Below are 15411 nucleotides of genomic sequence, written 5' to 3' on the forward strand. Positions count from 1 at the left end.
CGACCGGCTTTCCGCCATCCCCTCGCCAATTTCGTCCCCTTACCACCGGACGAGCCGCCAGTAACATCGGTTGTATTGGCCGCGTGAATTCCATTGCAAATAGCGGGCAATTATATTCAATATACTGTCTTGCTATTACTGGATGACGGATTTCGATCACGCGACATTTTGGGAGGCGGCTTGGATAGTGCGGTTGGGGCCTATCGGATCTATTCCGAAACGGAGTGCGCGGAGGCGCCGGCACTCGACTGGCCCTATGTCTGCGCATTGCATCTGCTTCGGAAACCTGTCGGAAACGCCATTTCGGAATTTCTCGCCGCCGTCGGCAATGCTTCGCGGGCGGACCGGGCATGGATGATCGAATATACGCCCGATCTCCTGCGGTTTCGCAATTCGCATGAATGGTGCAAGGGCAGTACGACGCCCTATATCGCCGAGCTTCAGGAAATTCCGACTACGCTGATCGCATGGCTGCACCGCTATCTGACCAGGGGACAGGCCGTCGCGGTTCACGACGTCCGAGGGCTGCCACGCACCGCCCGCGCCCTTCAGGCGGAGTTTCTGCGGCAGGGAAACCAGAGCATTCTCAGCATTCCCCTCTTTCATCACGATCGGCTGCGCGGGATCATCGGCTTCGATACGACAGTGGAAGCCAGACGATGGTCGCGGGCCGAGATCAAGGCCATGTTCCAATGCGCAAGCCTGATCGCCCAGGCGAAATATGCGACGCCTGAAGACGAGCCCGTCAGGCATGAGGAAACCGACCCGACCTCGGTGATCTATGTCAGCAAACGCGGCGTAATGCGCGGTGTTTCACCGGAAGAAATCATAGGGGTCCGCTCGGCAGGCAATTACAGCGAGATATGGTTTGGCGACGGTTCCAAGGTTCTCGATTCCCGACCGCTCGGCATATGGGCGGGCATTCTTCCGCCAAGTCTCTTTTTGCGCATTCACCGCACGACATTCATCAATGTTCTGCATGTTTCGGACATAGACAGAAGCATGATCGACAAATGGCTGATCAGGATGCGCGGCGTTGATCAGTCATGGCCGGTTTCGCGATCCTATCGGAAGCCCCTGCGGGAGCGAATGGGCTTCTAGCCTTGATTTCGCCATGATTTAGTCGGTTCTTCGCCACAAAAATCGATGCGAAAAGGGCACACTTTCGTTCCCCAAGCAGCGTTTCGCTGCCGGTTTTGCGGAATTCGCGGTTCTGCCTCAATTTGAAATCGCTGCTCAAGACAGGTCGAGATGCGCCTTGAGCGGCATGTCGTCATGCACCGGAACCGTCTGCCTTTCGATCATGCGATGGACCAGCGGCGGCTTGTCTCCCTTGTGCAAGGCGAGCAGCCTTTCCGACACTTCGGCATCGGCCTTGGTCCGGCGCTGGTTATGGCGGACATATTCCACCCAGGTCGGCACGTGATAGCTTTCCGTCCAGGTTTCCGGGTTCTCAAGATCGCGCAGCAGCACCCATTGCCGGGCGCCGTCGCGGATACGCATGCGCCGCCGCAAGGCCATGGCGGAAAGGAATGCGGGAACGTCTTCCTGCGCGATCTTGTAGTCGACCATGATCATGATCGGGCCGCTGCGTGAGCGAAGATCAAGCCGAAGCTGCGGCTCGCTGAAACGGTTGAGCGGATCGAGATTGAGGGATTCGAACTCGGGCTGCGGCAGGAGAAGACCGATCAGAGCGCCGAAAACGAGCACGACAGCGGCAGCAAGAAGCGCACCCGGCACGTTATATTCATCCGCCACGGCACCCCAGAGCCAGCTGCCCGCAGCCATTCCGCCGAAGGTCGCCGTCTGGTAAAACGCCAGCGCGCGCCCCACCACCCAGCGCGGCGTGGAAAGCTGCACGGTGACGTTGAACAGAGACAGCGCCAGGACCCACGACACACCGGCAGGCAGCAGGAAAATGCAGCTGAGCCACATGTTCCGGCTGATCGACAGCAGGCCGCAGCTGACCGCAAAGGCCACGAAAGCTCCGCGCACCAGCCATTCATTGCCGAGAAGCTCGCGCAGCCGGGCGCTGAGCAAGGCACCGCCAATGGCGCCAAGCCCGAAGAAACCCAGCATGATGCCGTAGGTCAGCGCCGTTCCGTGGACGAGATCGCGGGCGACCAGCGGAAGAAGCGCCAGGATGACGATCGCGGACAGGCCGAACAGAAAGCCCCTGAACATCACTTTCAGCAGGTTCGGCGACATGGCCACATAACGCAGCCCCGCCATCATGGCCGGTCCCAGCGTTTCGCGCGGCAAGGTGGATTTGACCGTTTCGGGCTTCCACTGCCAGAGCGCCAGAATGAGCGCGCAATAGCTGAACGCATTGAAAATAAAGGCAAAAGCAGCACCAGCCGCCGCAACGATGATACCGCCGATGGCCGGACCGATGCTGCGCATGAGATTGAAGCTCATGCTGTTGAGCGCCACGGCGGCAGGCAGGTCGGTGCGGGGCACGATGTCGCCCATCGACGCCTGCCATGAAGGATTGTGCAAGGCCCCGCCGCAGCCGATGAGGAACGTGAAGCTCAGCAGCATCCAGGGCGTCAATATGCCAAGATAGGCGAAAGCCGCCAGCGCGACCGAAATGACCAGCAGCAGAACCTGCGCGGTGAGCATGATGCGGCGGCGGTCGAAATTGTCGGCCAGGGCACCGGCGGCGACCGAAAAGATCATCACGGGCAAGGTTGTCGAAGCCTGCACCAGAGCAACCATATCGTCCGAATGGGCGATGGTTGCCATCATCCAGCCAGCGCCGACGGTCTGCACCAGACCGCCAAGGTTGGAAACCAGTGTAGCTGACCAAAGCGCCCGGAATGTCTTGTATTGGAAAGGCGCGAGGGGGGAAATTCTCTGCGGCACCGGACGACCTCCCGTTCCATCTGCCTCACATAGGCGATACGTGAATCTCTCCCGGGGGACAAGGGGGATAGTGCCAAACTTGTCACGACATCCCATCAACGTTTATATGTGCTGTAAATATTGAGCCAAGCCTTTATTCCTGATTATTATTTTTCCTGTTGGAGTGCAGTTGCCCATGGGCTTGCGAACAGCACAAATTTCTGACGCTTCTGTTCTCGCAGCCATCTCGATTGAGGTTTGGCTGGGCACCTACATCCGCCGGGGCGTGAACGCATTTTTTGCCGATTATGCTCTAAGCGAGTTCACGGAGGAAAAATTCCGGAACCTCATCGAAGACGCCGATGAACATATTGTCGTTTCGGAGAATAAAGACGGTCTGGATGGCTTCACCCGGATCAGTTCCAAAAGCTCCGCTCCGATAGATAATTGTTCGACAATGGAAATTTCGACGCTTTACGTCCAGCCGCGACATCACGGAAACGGGATCGGGCGAGCACTGTTGCAGGAAGCCTTGCGCCACGCGCGCGATGCGAGGGCTCCTTCCGTATGGCTGACCACGAACTCGGAAAATACCTCCGCAATCAACTTCTACACGTCCCAAGGCTTTGAACGAATTGGAACGACGCACTTCCGATTCAGAATGAGGCCTATTTGAACGACGTGTTTCGATATGCCTTTCCCTGACAACTGACAGGTCTGTTCGGGTCAGACGTCAAGGCTGACCCCGGATTGACTCCATCCTTCGATTAGGTAGACTGGTCTACCTAATCATCTAGGCATGTATTATGAGCGATTCCGTCACACCAACTTCAAAACCGGCGCGGGAGCGGCTTCTGCAAGCGGCAGCAGAACTGTTTTACGACGAGGGCATTTCGGCCACCGGGATCGACGCGATCATCCAGCGCGCAGGCGTGGCGAAGCAGAGCCTCTACAACAACTTCACCTCCAAGGCGGAGCTGGTGGCAACCTATCTGGAGCATCGCCACGCCGAATGGCTGAACCTCTATGAAAAGCGGCTGGAGAAGGCAGCAGGCCCGATGGGCGGGCTGCTGGCGGTGTTCGACGCCTATCGCGATCACGCGGAATTTGCCTATGAACACGGGTTTCGCGGCTGCGGCCTCCTGAATGCGGCGGCGGAACTGCCCGCTGGCGATCCGGGCCGCGAGGCGGTGAGAAAGCACAAGGAAGAGGTCGAGGGCCTGCTCGTGACCCACCTCACCGGCCTGATCCCCGACGATCCGCCACGCGTCCGCCAGCTGGCCGTGCAGCTCTCCTTCATACTCGAAGGAGCGATCATGCGGGCCGGGCTGGAGGGCAACAGTGCGCGTCTTGGCGAAGCCAGGGCGATGGTCGCAACGATTTTGAAACCCGTGTAAAAATGCAATCATCGAAAAGCTATTTTCTGGGCGTGGCCGCCATCATCGCCGCTTCCACGATCTGGGGGACAACCGGCACCGCGGCGACTTTCGCGCCCGAAGTCGGCGCGGCTGCAATCGGCGCCGCCGCCATGGGCCTTGGCGGGCTTGCACAGGCGGCAATCGCCTGGCGCGGCATCATCGCCTCGCGAAAGGCGCTCGCCGATCAATGGCGCATCCTAATGCTGGGCGCGATCTGCGTCGCCATCTATCCCCTCGCCTTCTATGCCTCCATGCGGATGGCGGGCGTAACCATCGGGACGGTCATTTCGCTCGGCTCCGCCCCGCTGCTTTCCGCCGGGATCGAATACAGGCAAAGCGGCTTTCGCCCATCGCTCCGCTGGCTGGCGGGGGCCACGATAGGCATCATCGGCATGGTCCTGCTCAGCATATCGGAGGATGGCGGCAGTCACGCCGTCTCCGCTGACGGCTCACCGCTCATCGGCTCGCTGCTCGGCCTCGTGGCAGGCTTTACCTATGCGCTTTATTCCTCCTGCGCGCGCCAGCTGATGCAGGGCGGCATATCGTCGACGACCGCCATGGGCGCAACCTTCGGCATAGGCGGCATTCTGCTGATGCCGGTTCTGATCGCGACCGGCGGACCGTTTCTCGCCTCCTGGAACAATGCGGCAGTCGGGCTTTACATGGCTTTCGTGCCGATGTTCCTCGGCTATGTCTGCTTCGGCTACGGCTTGAGCCGCGTGGAAACAAGCGTGGCGACCACGATCACCCTGTTCGAGCCGGTCGTCGCCGCGTTCTTCGCGGTGGTGATCGTCGGCGAGCGACTGTCCGCCCTCGGCTGGTTTGGCGTCCTTCTGGTCGTCATCTGCCTCGTCTGCATCACCATGCCGGCCCGCAGCCGCAAAAATCCGCTGGAAGTGCCTGAGCCATCAACCTGATGGGCTCGCGCTTTATCTGCATTGCGCGCATCTTTTCCAAAAACCGTTTCACACTTTTCGGGATGCGCTATGTTTGTATCGACGCGCATCTCATCCGAAAACCGTTTCACACTTTTCGGGATGCGCTTTTCAGCCAGCCCTTCACGGCCTCAACGGATTCAGGATGGCGCGGTTTTCGCAGCGAAACCGCATAGAAATCCGCGCCCACCCGCAATTCGGTGGCCAGCGCCTGAACGAGACTGCCCGCGGCAATTTCCTTTTCCACGAAGAAGCGGCTTGCCAGCGCCAGCCCGTGCCCGGCGATTGCCGCATCGATGGCGAGCGAGGTCTGGTTGAAGCGCGTATTTTTCGGTGAAGCCGACACGCCGCCGGGAAACGCCTTTTCCAGATATCGCGGCCAGAAATTATGCGCATCGTGCAGCAGCGGATAGCGCTGCAGATTTTCCGGCAGGCCCGGATCACCCAGCCTCTCAACCAGAACCGGACTTGCGACGGCAACGATCACGTGCTCGAAAAGCAGCTCCGCATTCAGCCCCGGGCCGAAAGGCGGCTCGCCATAACGCACCGCAAGATCGACGGCATCTGTCTGGAAATTGGCGACCTTGTCGCTGGCGACAATGCGCAATTCTATATCGGGATGCGCTTGCGTAAATTCGGCCAGACGCGGGATCAGCCATTTCGACGCGAAGGTCGGCGTCACGCTCACGGTCAGGTGCTGCGGCTCGGGTCGCAGCATTTCGGTCGCTTCCGAAAGCAGGTCGAAGGCCCGCCGCACACTGGCGATATAGGCGCGGGCCGCCTCGGTCATGACCAGCGTGCGGGGTTGGCGTTCAAAGAGTTTCAGTCCAAGCTCCGCCTCAAGGCCGCGTATCTGCTGGGCCACCGCCGCCTGCGTCACGCCAAGTTCTTCCGCCGCCAGACGGAAGTTCAGATGGCGCGTGACGACTTCGAACACACGCAGACCATTGAGCGAAGGAAGCCTTTTCATGAACTGAACCCGATAGGTTTTCTACTGCCTGACGTTACGCATTTTCGTTCGTCAGGATAGTGGCTCTCGGCTATAACTGCAAAGAATGGTTATCGGCGGCTGACCGCTCGTGCAACATTTTTCCCGAAAGGAAAGCATCATGACAGTAGAAAAAGTAGCGATTGTGACGGCTGGCGGAAGCGGCATGGGCGCCGCCGCCGCACGCAGGCTTGCGCAGGACGGTTTCAAGGTTGCAATCCTTTCGTCCTCCGGCAAGGGCGAGGCATTGGCGCAGGAACTGGGCGGCGTCGGCGTCACGGGCTCCAACCAGTCGAACGATGATCTGAAGCGCCTTGTTGACCTTGTTCTGGAAAAATGGGGCCGTATCGACGTGCTGGTCAACAGCGCAGGCCACGGCCCGCGCGCGCCGATCCTCGAAATCACCGATGAAGACTGGCACAAGGGAATGGACACCTATTTCCTCAATGCGGTTCGCCCGGCCCGTCTTGTCGTGCCGACGATGCAGAAGCAGAAATCCGGCGTCATCATCAATATCTCGACCGCATGGGCCTTCGAGCCGAGCGCCATGTTCCCGACTTCGGCTGTGTTCCGTGCCGGGCTTGCCTCCTTCACCAAGATTTTCGCCGACACCTATGCCGCCGACAATATCCGCATGAACAATGTTCTTCCGGGATGGATCGACAGCCTGCCGAAGACGGAAGAGCGGCGCGCCAGCGTTCCGTTGCAGCGCTATGGCAAGAGCGAGGAAATCGCCGCGACGATCTCCTTCCTCGCATCGGATGGCGCCGCCTATATCACCGGGCAGAACCTGCGCGTGGATGGCGGCTTGAGCCGTTCAGTGTGATTGGTGTTTGAAACGGTCGTCCGCCGCATGGGGGCGACCGTTGTGCGCACCGGCGAAGCTGCAAGACTGGAGATACAGCCTTGCTCCTTTTTCGGTTTAAAGCACGATCTTTTGTAACATCAATAGAAATACAACTTGTCACGCCAGATCGTAACCGCAGCAAAAATACCTGCAAAGAGCGCGACAATCATAATAGCACCACCGGCTAAAGCGGCTCCAAACACTTCTACAAAGACGCTGAGAATGTCTACGACAATTTTCATAATCCCGTGATATCCGCCATCGGAGATATTCACGCCCGCCTGAATCGTGTATCCAACAAGAAATATAAAGCCGAAGACAGCAGAGGTAAGAGCGATGTAAAACAACTTCCTTAATCGTATCATTAGTGCCTTCCATTATTCATTTCATTCTACATTACAATATTATTGGACCGCTATTCAGCGCCATCCATCCAGCTCATCGAACTTGATTACGTCCGGACACTCGCCCAGCTTGATGCCGGGGCTTCCTTACGGTGAAAACGAGGGGCTTTTCAATCGCCTCTGTCGTCTCGGGTCGCTTGATCTTCACGCCCTGGATTTTTTCCGCGTCTTTTTTGCTTGATTATGCGCGATGGCAGCGTGAACGAGCGCGATGAAGGCGTCTTCATCCACCGTTTCACCCTCGCTGATATCCAGCGCGCGGCGCGTATTGCCTTCGAGACTGGAATTGAAGATGCGGGCGGGGTCGTCCAGCGCCGCGCCATTGGCGAAAGTCAGCTTCACGACTTTCTTGTAGGTCTCGCCGGTGCAGATGATGCCGTCATGCGACCAGACCGGAACGCCGCGCCATTTCCATTCCTCGACCACTTCCGGGTCGGCCTGCCTTATGAGTGCGCGCATTCTGGCCAGCGTCTCGCCGCGCCAGTCGCCAAGCTCCGCAATGCGCCCGTCAATCAGCCTGGACGCCTCGTTATCGTCTGCCATGAAGGCCTCCCGTAGTCTAAACTGCAAATTCCTCCGGCCGTGGCGCATCACGAATCTGCGCCTACATTTTCTCGCCCGGCAGGCGGCTCGCCTGTCCGATCCAGTCCGCAAGCTGGGCTTCGTCCACCGCGTCATGCTCGTGGATGTGGAAGTAGCGCGTGTCCTTGCTCTTCGATCCGACGGGCGGCATCGGCTTCAGCCCTGCACCGCGAAAGAACGCAACCTTTATATATTTCTCGAAGCAATGATAGCTGAGGAACCAGCCCTCTCCCTTCATGCCGTAAAACGGTGAGTTCCATTTGACCGCCTTATGCACGTCCGGCACCGTGCGCACGATCAGGGCATCGAGGCGGCGGCCTGCCTCGCTCTTCCAGCCCGGCATGGCCGCGATATAGGCCTGCACCGGCCCGTCCCCTTCCCCCTTGGCGATCTGCGGGTTGCCGCCCGATAAAAGTACCGGGCCGTCAGGTTTCTTGTCGGCCATGATGCTTCCTCCACCTTTTCCAACGCGGACCATAACATCTGGCCCGGCTTGCGCCCAAGCCCCGGATGACTGGAAAGAACGACTCCCGTTTCTGCCCGGCCTCATGTAAGCCAGACGCACGATATCAAACGAGAAAATTGCGATGAGACGATTTTTCTACCTTTCGGCCCTCGGATTTGCGCTGGCCTTTCTGTCGCCGGGCCAGATGAACCGCGCTTTCGCGGAAGAGGATCTTCCGCGCCTCCTGCCGGAACCGGGCGTGAGCGCGCATATCGAAAGGCGCGAAGAGGGTTATGTTCTGATCCAGCCCGACGGATCGAAACTGGTCTTGCTGGATTCCGACTGGCTCACCGGGCTCGACGGACCTGTCGGCTTTGACACCGCCGACTATGATTTCGATGGCTATACGGACCTAGCCTTGCGTGCCCGCGAGGCGGGAAGCCTCGACGTCGGCGTCGCCCTTTATCTCTACGATCCGAAATCCAGATCTTTTTCTCCCCTGATCATCGAGGACGAACTCGGCGGAAAACTGAACTGCGGCGAACTGTGGAACGTCGAGCGCCTGGCGGAGCGAAAGCTGATCAAAAGCAGTTGCAGCCGCGACGGGCATTACACCCGGGTCGATATCCTGTCGATCGGCCCTGACAGGTCGCCACGGCTTGTGGAACAGTCGCGCCCGGAGGAACAGATGTCCGGCTGGCCCTATATGGAAAAACCCATGCGCATGGTCACTTACGACCCGCAGGGGAATATCGTCCTCGAACTGCCGCTGGCGCCCGATGAAACGGAACAGGGCTGGGAAGTTCCGATAGAAAAGCTGGCGCTTTACAGCAATCCCGACCGGGAAAGCGCCACAAATTCCCATCTGGTCCGGGGCGACAAGGCGCGCAAGCTCGCTTTTGCCGGTGGCGACTGGATGAAGATCGCTTATCAGGACAAAACCGGGCCGCTTGAACGCTGGATATCCCTGAGCGAAGCCTATGACCTTGCAGAATGGCAGGCCGAAAACGGGCAGAAGCCGCAATCCCTGCAGCTTGGTCTCGCGGATTACAGCGATGTCGACAAGGACCGGGATTACTACAGGCACCTGTTCACCCTGACGCTGGCGAACAAGGGGAGCGAAGCGGTGGAACTGAGCTATGCCGAGTTGCATCTGCTTTTCACCTCCGCCGACGGCCAGCAGACCACCCACAAGCTCTACGACCTTTTCAACAAGACCATTGAGCCGGGAAAAAGCGAAACGCTCGACGACAATCCCGTCCAGAAGCGCGACGGCCAATATGTCATCTACCATCCGGTTGGCGATGAAGACGCCTATTCGCCGTTCTTTCCGCAAGGACTTCCCGCCGGGAAATACAGAATCCGCCCTGTCGTGACCGGCCCCAACCTCAAGGCCCCCATTTACGGCCGGGACGAGATCGAGATGGACTATCCGCCCCGGCTACCGGACAGCCTGATCGACCCTTGAACCGGCGCTCGACCGGGCAAGGGCTGCGAGCGCCATGCCCATCGGCAGGGCGGGGGCGAACAGGAAGCCCTGCCCGCTGCTGCAGCCAAGCGCGCACAGCATGTCCCGGTCTTCCTCCGTCTCGATGCCTTCGGCGGTCACCTTGACGCCAAGGGCGTCGGCCAAAGCGACCATCGCCCGCACGATGTGCTGGTCGCCCTCCGATTCCGCGATGCCGCGCACAAACACCTGATCGATCTTGATCTTGTCGACGAGACCTTTCTTCAACGAAGCAAAGGTCGCAAAGCCGGTGCCGAAATCGTCGAGCGCGATGGAAACACCGGCATTCGACAGCGCATCCAGACTGTCATTCATCCCGCGCTGGTCGAAGGGCGCTTCCTCCGTGATCTCGATTTCCAGCATGGAAACAGGCAGGTCGCGTCGTTCCATCTGGGACAGGATTTCGTGCGGAATGCGGCCTCCCGCCATTTCGCGCGGCGACAGGTTCATGGCAACCGTCAGATCGCAGCGACCGCTTTCGGTGAGCTTGTCGATCATCTCGCAGCAATTGAAGAAGACATTCTTCGTAAGCTGCCGCACCACGCCCACTTCGCAGGCAACATCAATGATTTCAGGCGGGGCGATGGTGCCGTGCTGCGGATGGTCCCAGCGCAGCAGCGCCTCGAATCCCACCATCTTCCCGCTGGAAAGTTCCACCACCGGCTGGAAATAGGTCTGTATCTGCCCGGTCTCGATGGCGATGCGCAGATCGCGCTCGATGCTCTGCTTGCGCTCCCACTCGTGATGCAGGCGCTTTTCAAAAAAGAAATATTCGTTGCGGCCACGCCTCTTGGCGGCATAAAGCGCGAAATCGGCGCGCAGCAGCATTTCAACCGGGTCGAGCCGCTCCAGCCGGCAGATGCCGACGCAGGCACCGATCTCGACCGACAGGATGCCTTCGTAATGCGCGCTCAGGCTGCCGATGATGCGCGCTGCCACCAGCCCCGCCTCGATGGTCGCCGATGGTTCGGGATAGACGAGCACGAACTCGTCGCCACCGATGCGCGCCAGCACGGAGCGCTCGGGTGAAATCTGCCGGATACGCTGCGCGATGGCGACGAGGAGATCGTCCCCGACCTTGTGTCCGTAGGTATCGTTGACGGACTTGAACCCGTCGAGGTCAATCAGCATGACGATGAAGGGACCTTCCGCGACGGGAAAAAGCCGGATGGAATTTTCCAGCCCGCGCCGGTTGAAGAGGCCGGTCAGCGGGTCTTCCTGCGACTTGAGCGCCATTTCGTCGGCGAGTTGCTTGGCCTCGTGCTTCAGCCTGCTTGTCTGGATGAAGCGGTTTTGCCCCAGTAGCGCGCCGCGCGTAAGCCCGCACCAGAACAGCACGACTGAAACGGCGATCACGCCGCGTTGCAGGTCGGCTTGCACGGCCAGACATATCACCGTGACGACGAGCGGCGGGGTTATGAAATTGATCGCAATCGAAGCATAGGACGAACCGTAGGTGACGGCGCCTGCGCAAATTCCGGCAAGGATGACGAGATAGACCGGCGATTGCGGGTCGGTGAACCCACTGGAAAGGACGGCGACGCCGGACCAGAAAAAGCCCGACAGGGCGGCAAGAAACTGGAACCGCCTGATCTGGCGCTGCAAATCCGCGACATTTTCAATGGGCGCCTGACGGCGGCTATAGGCAATTGCCTCGAAGAAGCGCAGCGCATTAACGATATTGACGAGCGCGAACCAGACAATCGACTCCCAGAAATGCCCGGCGGCGCTCTGCACCAGCACGATGAGCACCGAGAGAATCGTGCTTATGGGCATCGAGAAGCGAGCGCCCTCGCAAATCTCGCCAAGCTGGTCCGCCAGTATCTTGTCGGCTATCGGACTGTCGTGGCTGCCATATGCCGACCTGACCAGTTGAAGCCAATATGCAGTTTTCGACCCCATCGATACGCAACCACCGGCCAGAGCACGTTCAGCTTTTCCCGATCGGGACGCCCCCGAGTTTCCGACCAGAAAGGAATGCAGAAAACCTGCCCCCAACTGCCAAGTATAACATGCACTTTATCTAAAATGCCAATGGTCCAGCGGTTCAATCGATACAATTACTTCGGTGGATGGGGCATACCACCCGGCAAGCCCCATCCAGCGTGGTTTCAAGAAAGCAGGGTCACTCGGTCGCGGGTTCTTCCGCCGTCAGCAGCAGCTTGTCGATACGGCGGCCGTCAAGGTCGACGATCTCGAACACCCATCCGTTCTTGACGAAGGTTTCGCCCACGTCCGGCAGGTGTTTCATTTCCTCGAGCGCCAGTCCGGCAACAGTGTTGTATTCCGCGTCCTCGTCGATCGGGAAACGCAGGAATTCCGAGAATTCGTCAATCGGCATCCAGCCGGAGACAAGATAGGAACCATCCGCACGGCGAACGATCGCCTTTTCCTCGATATGGTCCTCTTCCTGCATGGCGCCGATGATTGCCTCGATCACGTCGCCCGCAGTAATCACCCCTTCAAAATGGCCGTATTCGTCATAGACGAGCACCATATGTGTCGGCGTACCGCGAATGGCCTCCACCACGTCCAGCGCATCGGAAAAATCCGACACGACCGGAACGTCCCGGACGATCTCGCGCAGATTGACGCTGCCCGTGGAGGAAAGCTGGTTGAAGAAATCACGCACTTGCAGGACGCCGATCACTTCATCGGAATTCTCGCCGCGTACCGGCAGCCGTGAACGGCTCGTATTGTGAAGCTGTTGGCGGATTTCATCGAAACTGTCTTCAATATCGACCATTTCGACGTCCATGCGCGGCGTCATCAGCCCGCGCGCCGTCCGGTCCGCAAGGCGCATCACGCCTGCGATCATGCGGGATTCTTCCGTCTCGATCACGCCCGCGCTATGCGCTTCGGCGAGAACGGACTTGATCTCTTCATCGGTCACGCTGTCGCTCGACTTGCCGGACTGACCGAGCAGCTTGAGGACCAGACGGCCCGACGTATCGAGAAGCCAGACGAGCGGCGCAGCCATTTTCGACAGGAGCGTCATGGTCGGGGCGACGCGGCTTGCTACCGCCTCCGGCTCGCGCAGCGCGATCTGCTTCGGCACGAGTTCGCCGACGATCAGCGACAGATAGGTGATGACCACCACGACCGAACCGACGCCGAGCGCATCGGCAAGGGCTGGCGATATGCCCTGCGCCAGAAGCCAGCCGGAGAGACGGGCGCCCAATGTCGCGCCCGAAAACGCACCTGACAGAATGCCGACCAGCGTAATGCCGATCTGGACGGTGGACAGGAAACGGCCTGGATTATCGGCAAGTTCGATGGCCATGCGGGCGCCGCGGCTGCCCTTGTCCGCCATTACCCTCAGTCGTGCCGGGCGGGAGGAAACCACTGCGAGTTCCGACATGGCGAGAACACCATTGAGGATCGTCAGCAGCACGACCGTAATTATTTCAAAATACAAAACTGCCCCTCGGGATCAGATGATCGGAATATAGAGCGTTTCCAGTTAAAACGGGTTCGCAGAACCGCTCCATCTCTTTTTGTCTACGCATTATCCTATGCAAAACCGCTTCGCGCTTTTGCTGGAAATGCTCTAATAATAGAAAGGAACGCCCCCTCTTTCCAGAGGCGGCCCGCATAAAATACTGCGATACTGTCACAATAACAGTCATGATGCGCTTTCTTCTGGCTCGCTTCTGATCGACAGCAGCGGCCATTTGTCGTCCTCATAATAAATGATTCACAATTCAGGCAAAACGAGAAAAGAGAAGTTTGGTCAGGCCAATTGGGTCTAACAATAGCAATTAGGGGCCGGGCCAACCGATCATAACGAGTTTGTTGCTGCCTGCACAAAATTGGCTTGACCAGAAACCGCGTGCCTTCTACTTCTTCTGTCAATAGTTGACGAAACTTTGCGCGAGGAGGAAGCGCGATGGGAGGATTACCGTCAGCATCAGCGCGCGCGGATGCTGCGCCTGTATTGCTGAATCTGGATTCCGTTTCCAAGGAATTTCCGGGCGTCAAAGCCCTGTCGAACGTCAGCTTTGAATTGCGGGCGGGCGAGGTTCATGCCGTCTGCGGCGAAAATGGTGCGGGCAAATCAACCCTGATGAAGATCGTCAGCGGCGTCTATCAGCCCGATGGCGGGACGATCCATTATCGCGGCCAGCCGGTTCGCTTCGGCTCCACGCTTGAATCGGAAGCGGCAGGCATCGCCATCATCCATCAGGAACTGAACCTCATTCCGCACCTGAGCGTTGCGGAGAATATCTATCTTGCCCGCGAGCCGAAACGCGGTTTCTTTGTCGACCGCCGCAAGCTGAAGGAAGACGCGCAGCACTGCCTCGACCGGCTTGGCGTGAAGATCGATCCGTCCACGCAGGTGCTGAACCTTTCCGTTGCCCAATGCCAGATGGTCGAGATCGCCAAGGCGCTTTCGCTCAATGCCTCCGTCCTCATCATGGACGAGCCTACCTCCTCGCTGACCGAGCAGGAAGCGCAGCTTCTGTTCAGGGTCATCCGCGAGCTGAAGGCGCAGGGCACCGGCATCGTCTATATTTCGCATCGTCTCGATGAAATGGCGGAGATTGTCGACCGCGTCACCATCCTGCGCGACGGGCGCTATGTCTGGACCAAGGATTTCCACGATGTCACCGTCGATGAGATCGTGGCCGGGATGGTCGGGCGCTCGCTGGACGAGAAATTTCCCGAACCGACGCGAAAGCCGACGCAGGAAGTGATGTTCTCCGTCGCCGGGCTGACGCGGGGCGGTGTCTTCGAGAATATCGGCTTTGAACTCAGGCGCGGCGAAATCCTTGGCTTTGCCGGGCTGATGGGCGCGGGACGAACCGAAGTTGCGCGCGCTATCTTCGGCGCCGATCCGCATGACGCCGGAACCATCGTGCTCGAAGGCGAAACGCTTTCCATCACCAGCCCGCGCGACGCCATCGAGGCAGGCATCGCCTACCTGTCGGAAGACCGCAAGGCGCAGGGACTGGCCGTCAAGATGCCGGTCGATGCCAATCTGACCCTCGCCAATATGGAAGCCGTCAGCAGCGCCTATGGCGTTATCGATTTCGAGCGCCACCGGCAGGCAAGCCAGCGCTATGTCGATCTTCTCAACATCAAGACGCCGGGGCTGGCCCAGCCCGTTCGCCTGCTGTCAGGCGGCAACCAGCAGAAGATCATCATCGGCAAGTGGCTCTTCCGCGAGCCGCGCATCATGTTCTTCGACGAACCGACGCGCGGCATCGACGTGGGAGCGAAATTCGCCATCTACCAGATCATGGACGAACTGGCCGCAAGAGGCATTGGCATCGTGCTGATCAGCTCGGAACTGCCGGAAATTCTGGGGCTTTCGGACCGCGTGGCGGTCTTTCACGAGGGGCGCATCACCGCGGTCCTCGATACGGCTGCGACAACGCAGGAAGAAATCATGACCTATGCCTCCGGTCGGGGCCGGCAGGATAAATGAGGACGCAGTA

The 15411-nt window shown here is 59.1% G+C and carries 15 protein-coding genes; 7 read left to right on the forward strand and 8 right to left on the reverse strand.

Annotation, left to right across the window (positions count from 1 at the left end; genetic code table 11):
* Nucleotides 1–180 precede the first annotated feature (180 nt).
* Nucleotides 181–1101, forward strand: a complete 921-nt coding sequence (locus JNC63_RS01240; RefSeq protein WP_075041515.1) for a GAF domain-containing DNA-binding protein — start codon at nt 181–183, stop codon at nt 1099–1101.
* Between the two features lie 135 nt (nt 1102–1236).
* On the opposite strand, the gene JNC63_RS01245 is transcribed toward JNC63_RS01240, so the two are convergent.
* A complete protein-coding gene (locus tag JNC63_RS01245) occupies nt 1237–2865 on the reverse strand; it encodes an MFS transporter (protein WP_374846103.1) in 1629 nt (542 codons plus the stop codon).
* 175 nt (nt 2866–3040) lie between these two features.
* Between JNC63_RS01245 and JNC63_RS01250 the strand changes: the two genes are divergently transcribed.
* The 3 genes from JNC63_RS01250 (at nt 3041) to JNC63_RS01260 (ending at nt 5179) form a co-directional block, all read left to right on the forward strand.
* On the forward strand, nt 3041–3520 hold the full coding sequence (locus JNC63_RS01250) for a GNAT family N-acetyltransferase (protein ID WP_247644410.1): 480 nt from the start codon (nt 3041–3043) through the stop codon (nt 3518–3520).
* A gap of 130 nt (nt 3521–3650) precedes the next feature.
* A complete protein-coding gene (locus JNC63_RS01255; RefSeq protein WP_075041516.1) occupies nt 3651–4241 on the forward strand; it encodes a TetR/AcrR family transcriptional regulator in 591 nt (196 codons plus the stop codon).
* Between the two features lie 2 nt (nt 4242–4243).
* Nucleotides 4244–5179 (forward strand): DMT family transporter, encoded by a 936-nt coding sequence (locus JNC63_RS01260; protein WP_075041517.1) that lies wholly within the window; start codon nt 4244–4246, stop codon nt 5177–5179.
* Nucleotides 5180–5285: 106 nt separating this feature from the next.
* Here the strand turns inward: JNC63_RS01260 and JNC63_RS01265 are convergent, their stop codons facing one another.
* Nucleotides 5286–6167 carry a LysR substrate-binding domain-containing protein gene (locus JNC63_RS01265; RefSeq protein WP_075041518.1) on the reverse strand — a complete coding sequence of 294 codons (882 nt, stop codon included), beginning with the start codon at nt 6165–6167 and terminating at the stop codon, nt 5286–5288.
* Between the two features lie 139 nt (nt 6168–6306).
* Here JNC63_RS01265 and JNC63_RS01270 point away from each other — a divergent pair, with 139 nt between their 5' ends.
* Nucleotides 6307–7011 (forward strand): SDR family oxidoreductase, encoded by a 705-nt coding sequence (locus JNC63_RS01270; RefSeq protein ID WP_075041519.1) that lies wholly within the window; start codon nt 6307–6309, stop codon nt 7009–7011.
* Between the two features lie 119 nt (nt 7012–7130).
* Here JNC63_RS01270 and JNC63_RS01275 read toward each other — a convergent pair whose 3' ends face one another.
* The 3 genes from JNC63_RS01275 to JNC63_RS01285 form a co-directional block, all read right to left on the reverse strand.
* A complete protein-coding gene (locus JNC63_RS01275) occupies nt 7131–7397 on the reverse strand; it encodes a hypothetical protein (protein WP_075041520.1) in 267 nt (88 codons plus the stop codon).
* Nucleotides 7398–7580: 183 nt separating this feature from the next.
* Nucleotides 7581–7979 (reverse strand): DUF1801 domain-containing protein, encoded by a 399-nt coding sequence (locus JNC63_RS01280; RefSeq protein WP_075041521.1) that lies wholly within the window; start codon nt 7977–7979, stop codon nt 7581–7583.
* Nucleotides 7980–8040: 61 nt separating this feature from the next.
* Complete coding sequence (locus JNC63_RS01285; protein ID WP_063620489.1) at nt 8041–8463, reverse strand: DUF1801 domain-containing protein; 423 nt, start codon at nt 8461–8463, stop codon at nt 8041–8043.
* A 142-nt stretch (nt 8464–8605) separates the two neighbouring features.
* On the opposite strand from JNC63_RS01285, the gene JNC63_RS01290 reads away from it, so the two are divergent.
* Nucleotides 8606–9931: a hypothetical protein gene (locus tag JNC63_RS01290; RefSeq protein WP_210272938.1), complete on the forward strand. Its 1326-nt coding sequence runs from the start codon at nt 8606–8608 to the stop codon at nt 9929–9931.
* On the opposite strand, the gene JNC63_RS01295 is transcribed toward JNC63_RS01290, so the two are convergent.
* The 3 genes from JNC63_RS01295 to JNC63_RS01305 all read right to left on the reverse strand — a co-directional run bounded on the left by JNC63_RS01295 (nt 9905) and on the right by JNC63_RS01305 (nt 13644).
* Nucleotides 9905–11872: a putative bifunctional diguanylate cyclase/phosphodiesterase gene (locus tag JNC63_RS01295; protein ID WP_075041523.1), complete on the reverse strand. Its 1968-nt coding sequence runs from the start codon at nt 11870–11872 to the stop codon at nt 9905–9907. The two genes, JNC63_RS01290 and JNC63_RS01295, sit on opposite strands and share 27 nt — an antisense overlap.
* Before the next feature lie 223 nt (nt 11873–12095).
* Nucleotides 12096–13388: a hemolysin family protein gene (locus JNC63_RS01300; RefSeq protein WP_006468612.1), complete on the reverse strand. Its 1293-nt coding sequence runs from the start codon at nt 13386–13388 to the stop codon at nt 12096–12098.
* Nucleotides 13378–13644: a hypothetical protein gene (locus JNC63_RS01305; RefSeq protein WP_075041524.1), complete on the reverse strand. Its 267-nt coding sequence runs from the start codon at nt 13642–13644 to the stop codon at nt 13378–13380. Before JNC63_RS01305 ends, JNC63_RS01300 begins: the two co-directional genes overlap by 11 nt.
* Before the next feature lie 215 nt (nt 13645–13859).
* On the opposite strand from JNC63_RS01305, the gene JNC63_RS01310 reads away from it, so the two are divergent.
* Nucleotides 13860–15401, forward strand: a complete 1542-nt coding sequence (locus JNC63_RS01310) for a sugar ABC transporter ATP-binding protein (RefSeq protein WP_021585558.1) — start codon at nt 13860–13862, stop codon at nt 15399–15401.
* The last annotated feature ends 10 nt before the right edge of the window (nt 15402–15411 follow it).

This window comes from Brucella ciceri, from assembly GCF_041930145.1.
In the GTDB taxonomy this organism is placed as follows: domain Bacteria; phylum Pseudomonadota; class Alphaproteobacteria; order Rhizobiales; family Rhizobiaceae; genus Brucella; species Brucella intermedia.

Coding starts and splice junctions, on each gene's coding strand:
- JNC63_RS01250 (WP_247644410.1), top strand. CDS start 3,041: ATGGGCTTGCGAACAGCACAAATTTCTGACGCTTCTGTTCTCGCAGCC.
- JNC63_RS01305 (WP_075041524.1), bottom strand. CDS start 13,644: ATGGCCGCTGCTGTCGATCAGAAGCGAGCCAGAAGAAAGCGCATCATG.
- JNC63_RS01265 (WP_075041518.1), bottom strand. CDS start 6,167: ATGAAAAGGCTTCCTTCGCTCAATGGTCTGCGTGTGTTCGAAGTCGTC.
- JNC63_RS01295 (WP_075041523.1), bottom strand. CDS start 11,872: ATGGGGTCGAAAACTGCATATTGGCTTCAACTGGTCAGGTCGGCATAT.
- JNC63_RS01270 (WP_075041519.1), top strand. CDS start 6,307: ATGACAGTAGAAAAAGTAGCGATTGTGACGGCTGGCGGAAGCGGCATG.
- JNC63_RS01290 (WP_210272938.1), top strand. CDS start 8,606: ATGAGACGATTTTTCTACCTTTCGGCCCTCGGATTTGCGCTGGCCTTT.
- JNC63_RS01310 (WP_021585558.1), top strand. CDS start 13,860: ATGGGAGGATTACCGTCAGCATCAGCGCGCGCGGATGCTGCGCCTGTA.
- JNC63_RS01260 (WP_075041517.1), top strand. CDS start 4,244: ATGCAATCATCGAAAAGCTATTTTCTGGGCGTGGCCGCCATCATCGCC.
- JNC63_RS01255 (WP_075041516.1), top strand. CDS start 3,651: ATGAGCGATTCCGTCACACCAACTTCAAAACCGGCGCGGGAGCGGCTT.
- JNC63_RS01275 (WP_075041520.1), bottom strand. CDS start 7,397: ATGATACGATTAAGGAAGTTGTTTTACATCGCTCTTACCTCTGCTGTC.
- JNC63_RS01280 (WP_075041521.1), bottom strand. CDS start 7,979: ATGGCAGACGATAACGAGGCGTCCAGGCTGATTGACGGGCGCATTGCG.
- JNC63_RS01285 (WP_063620489.1), bottom strand. CDS start 8,463: ATGGCCGACAAGAAACCTGACGGCCCGGTACTTTTATCGGGCGGCAAC.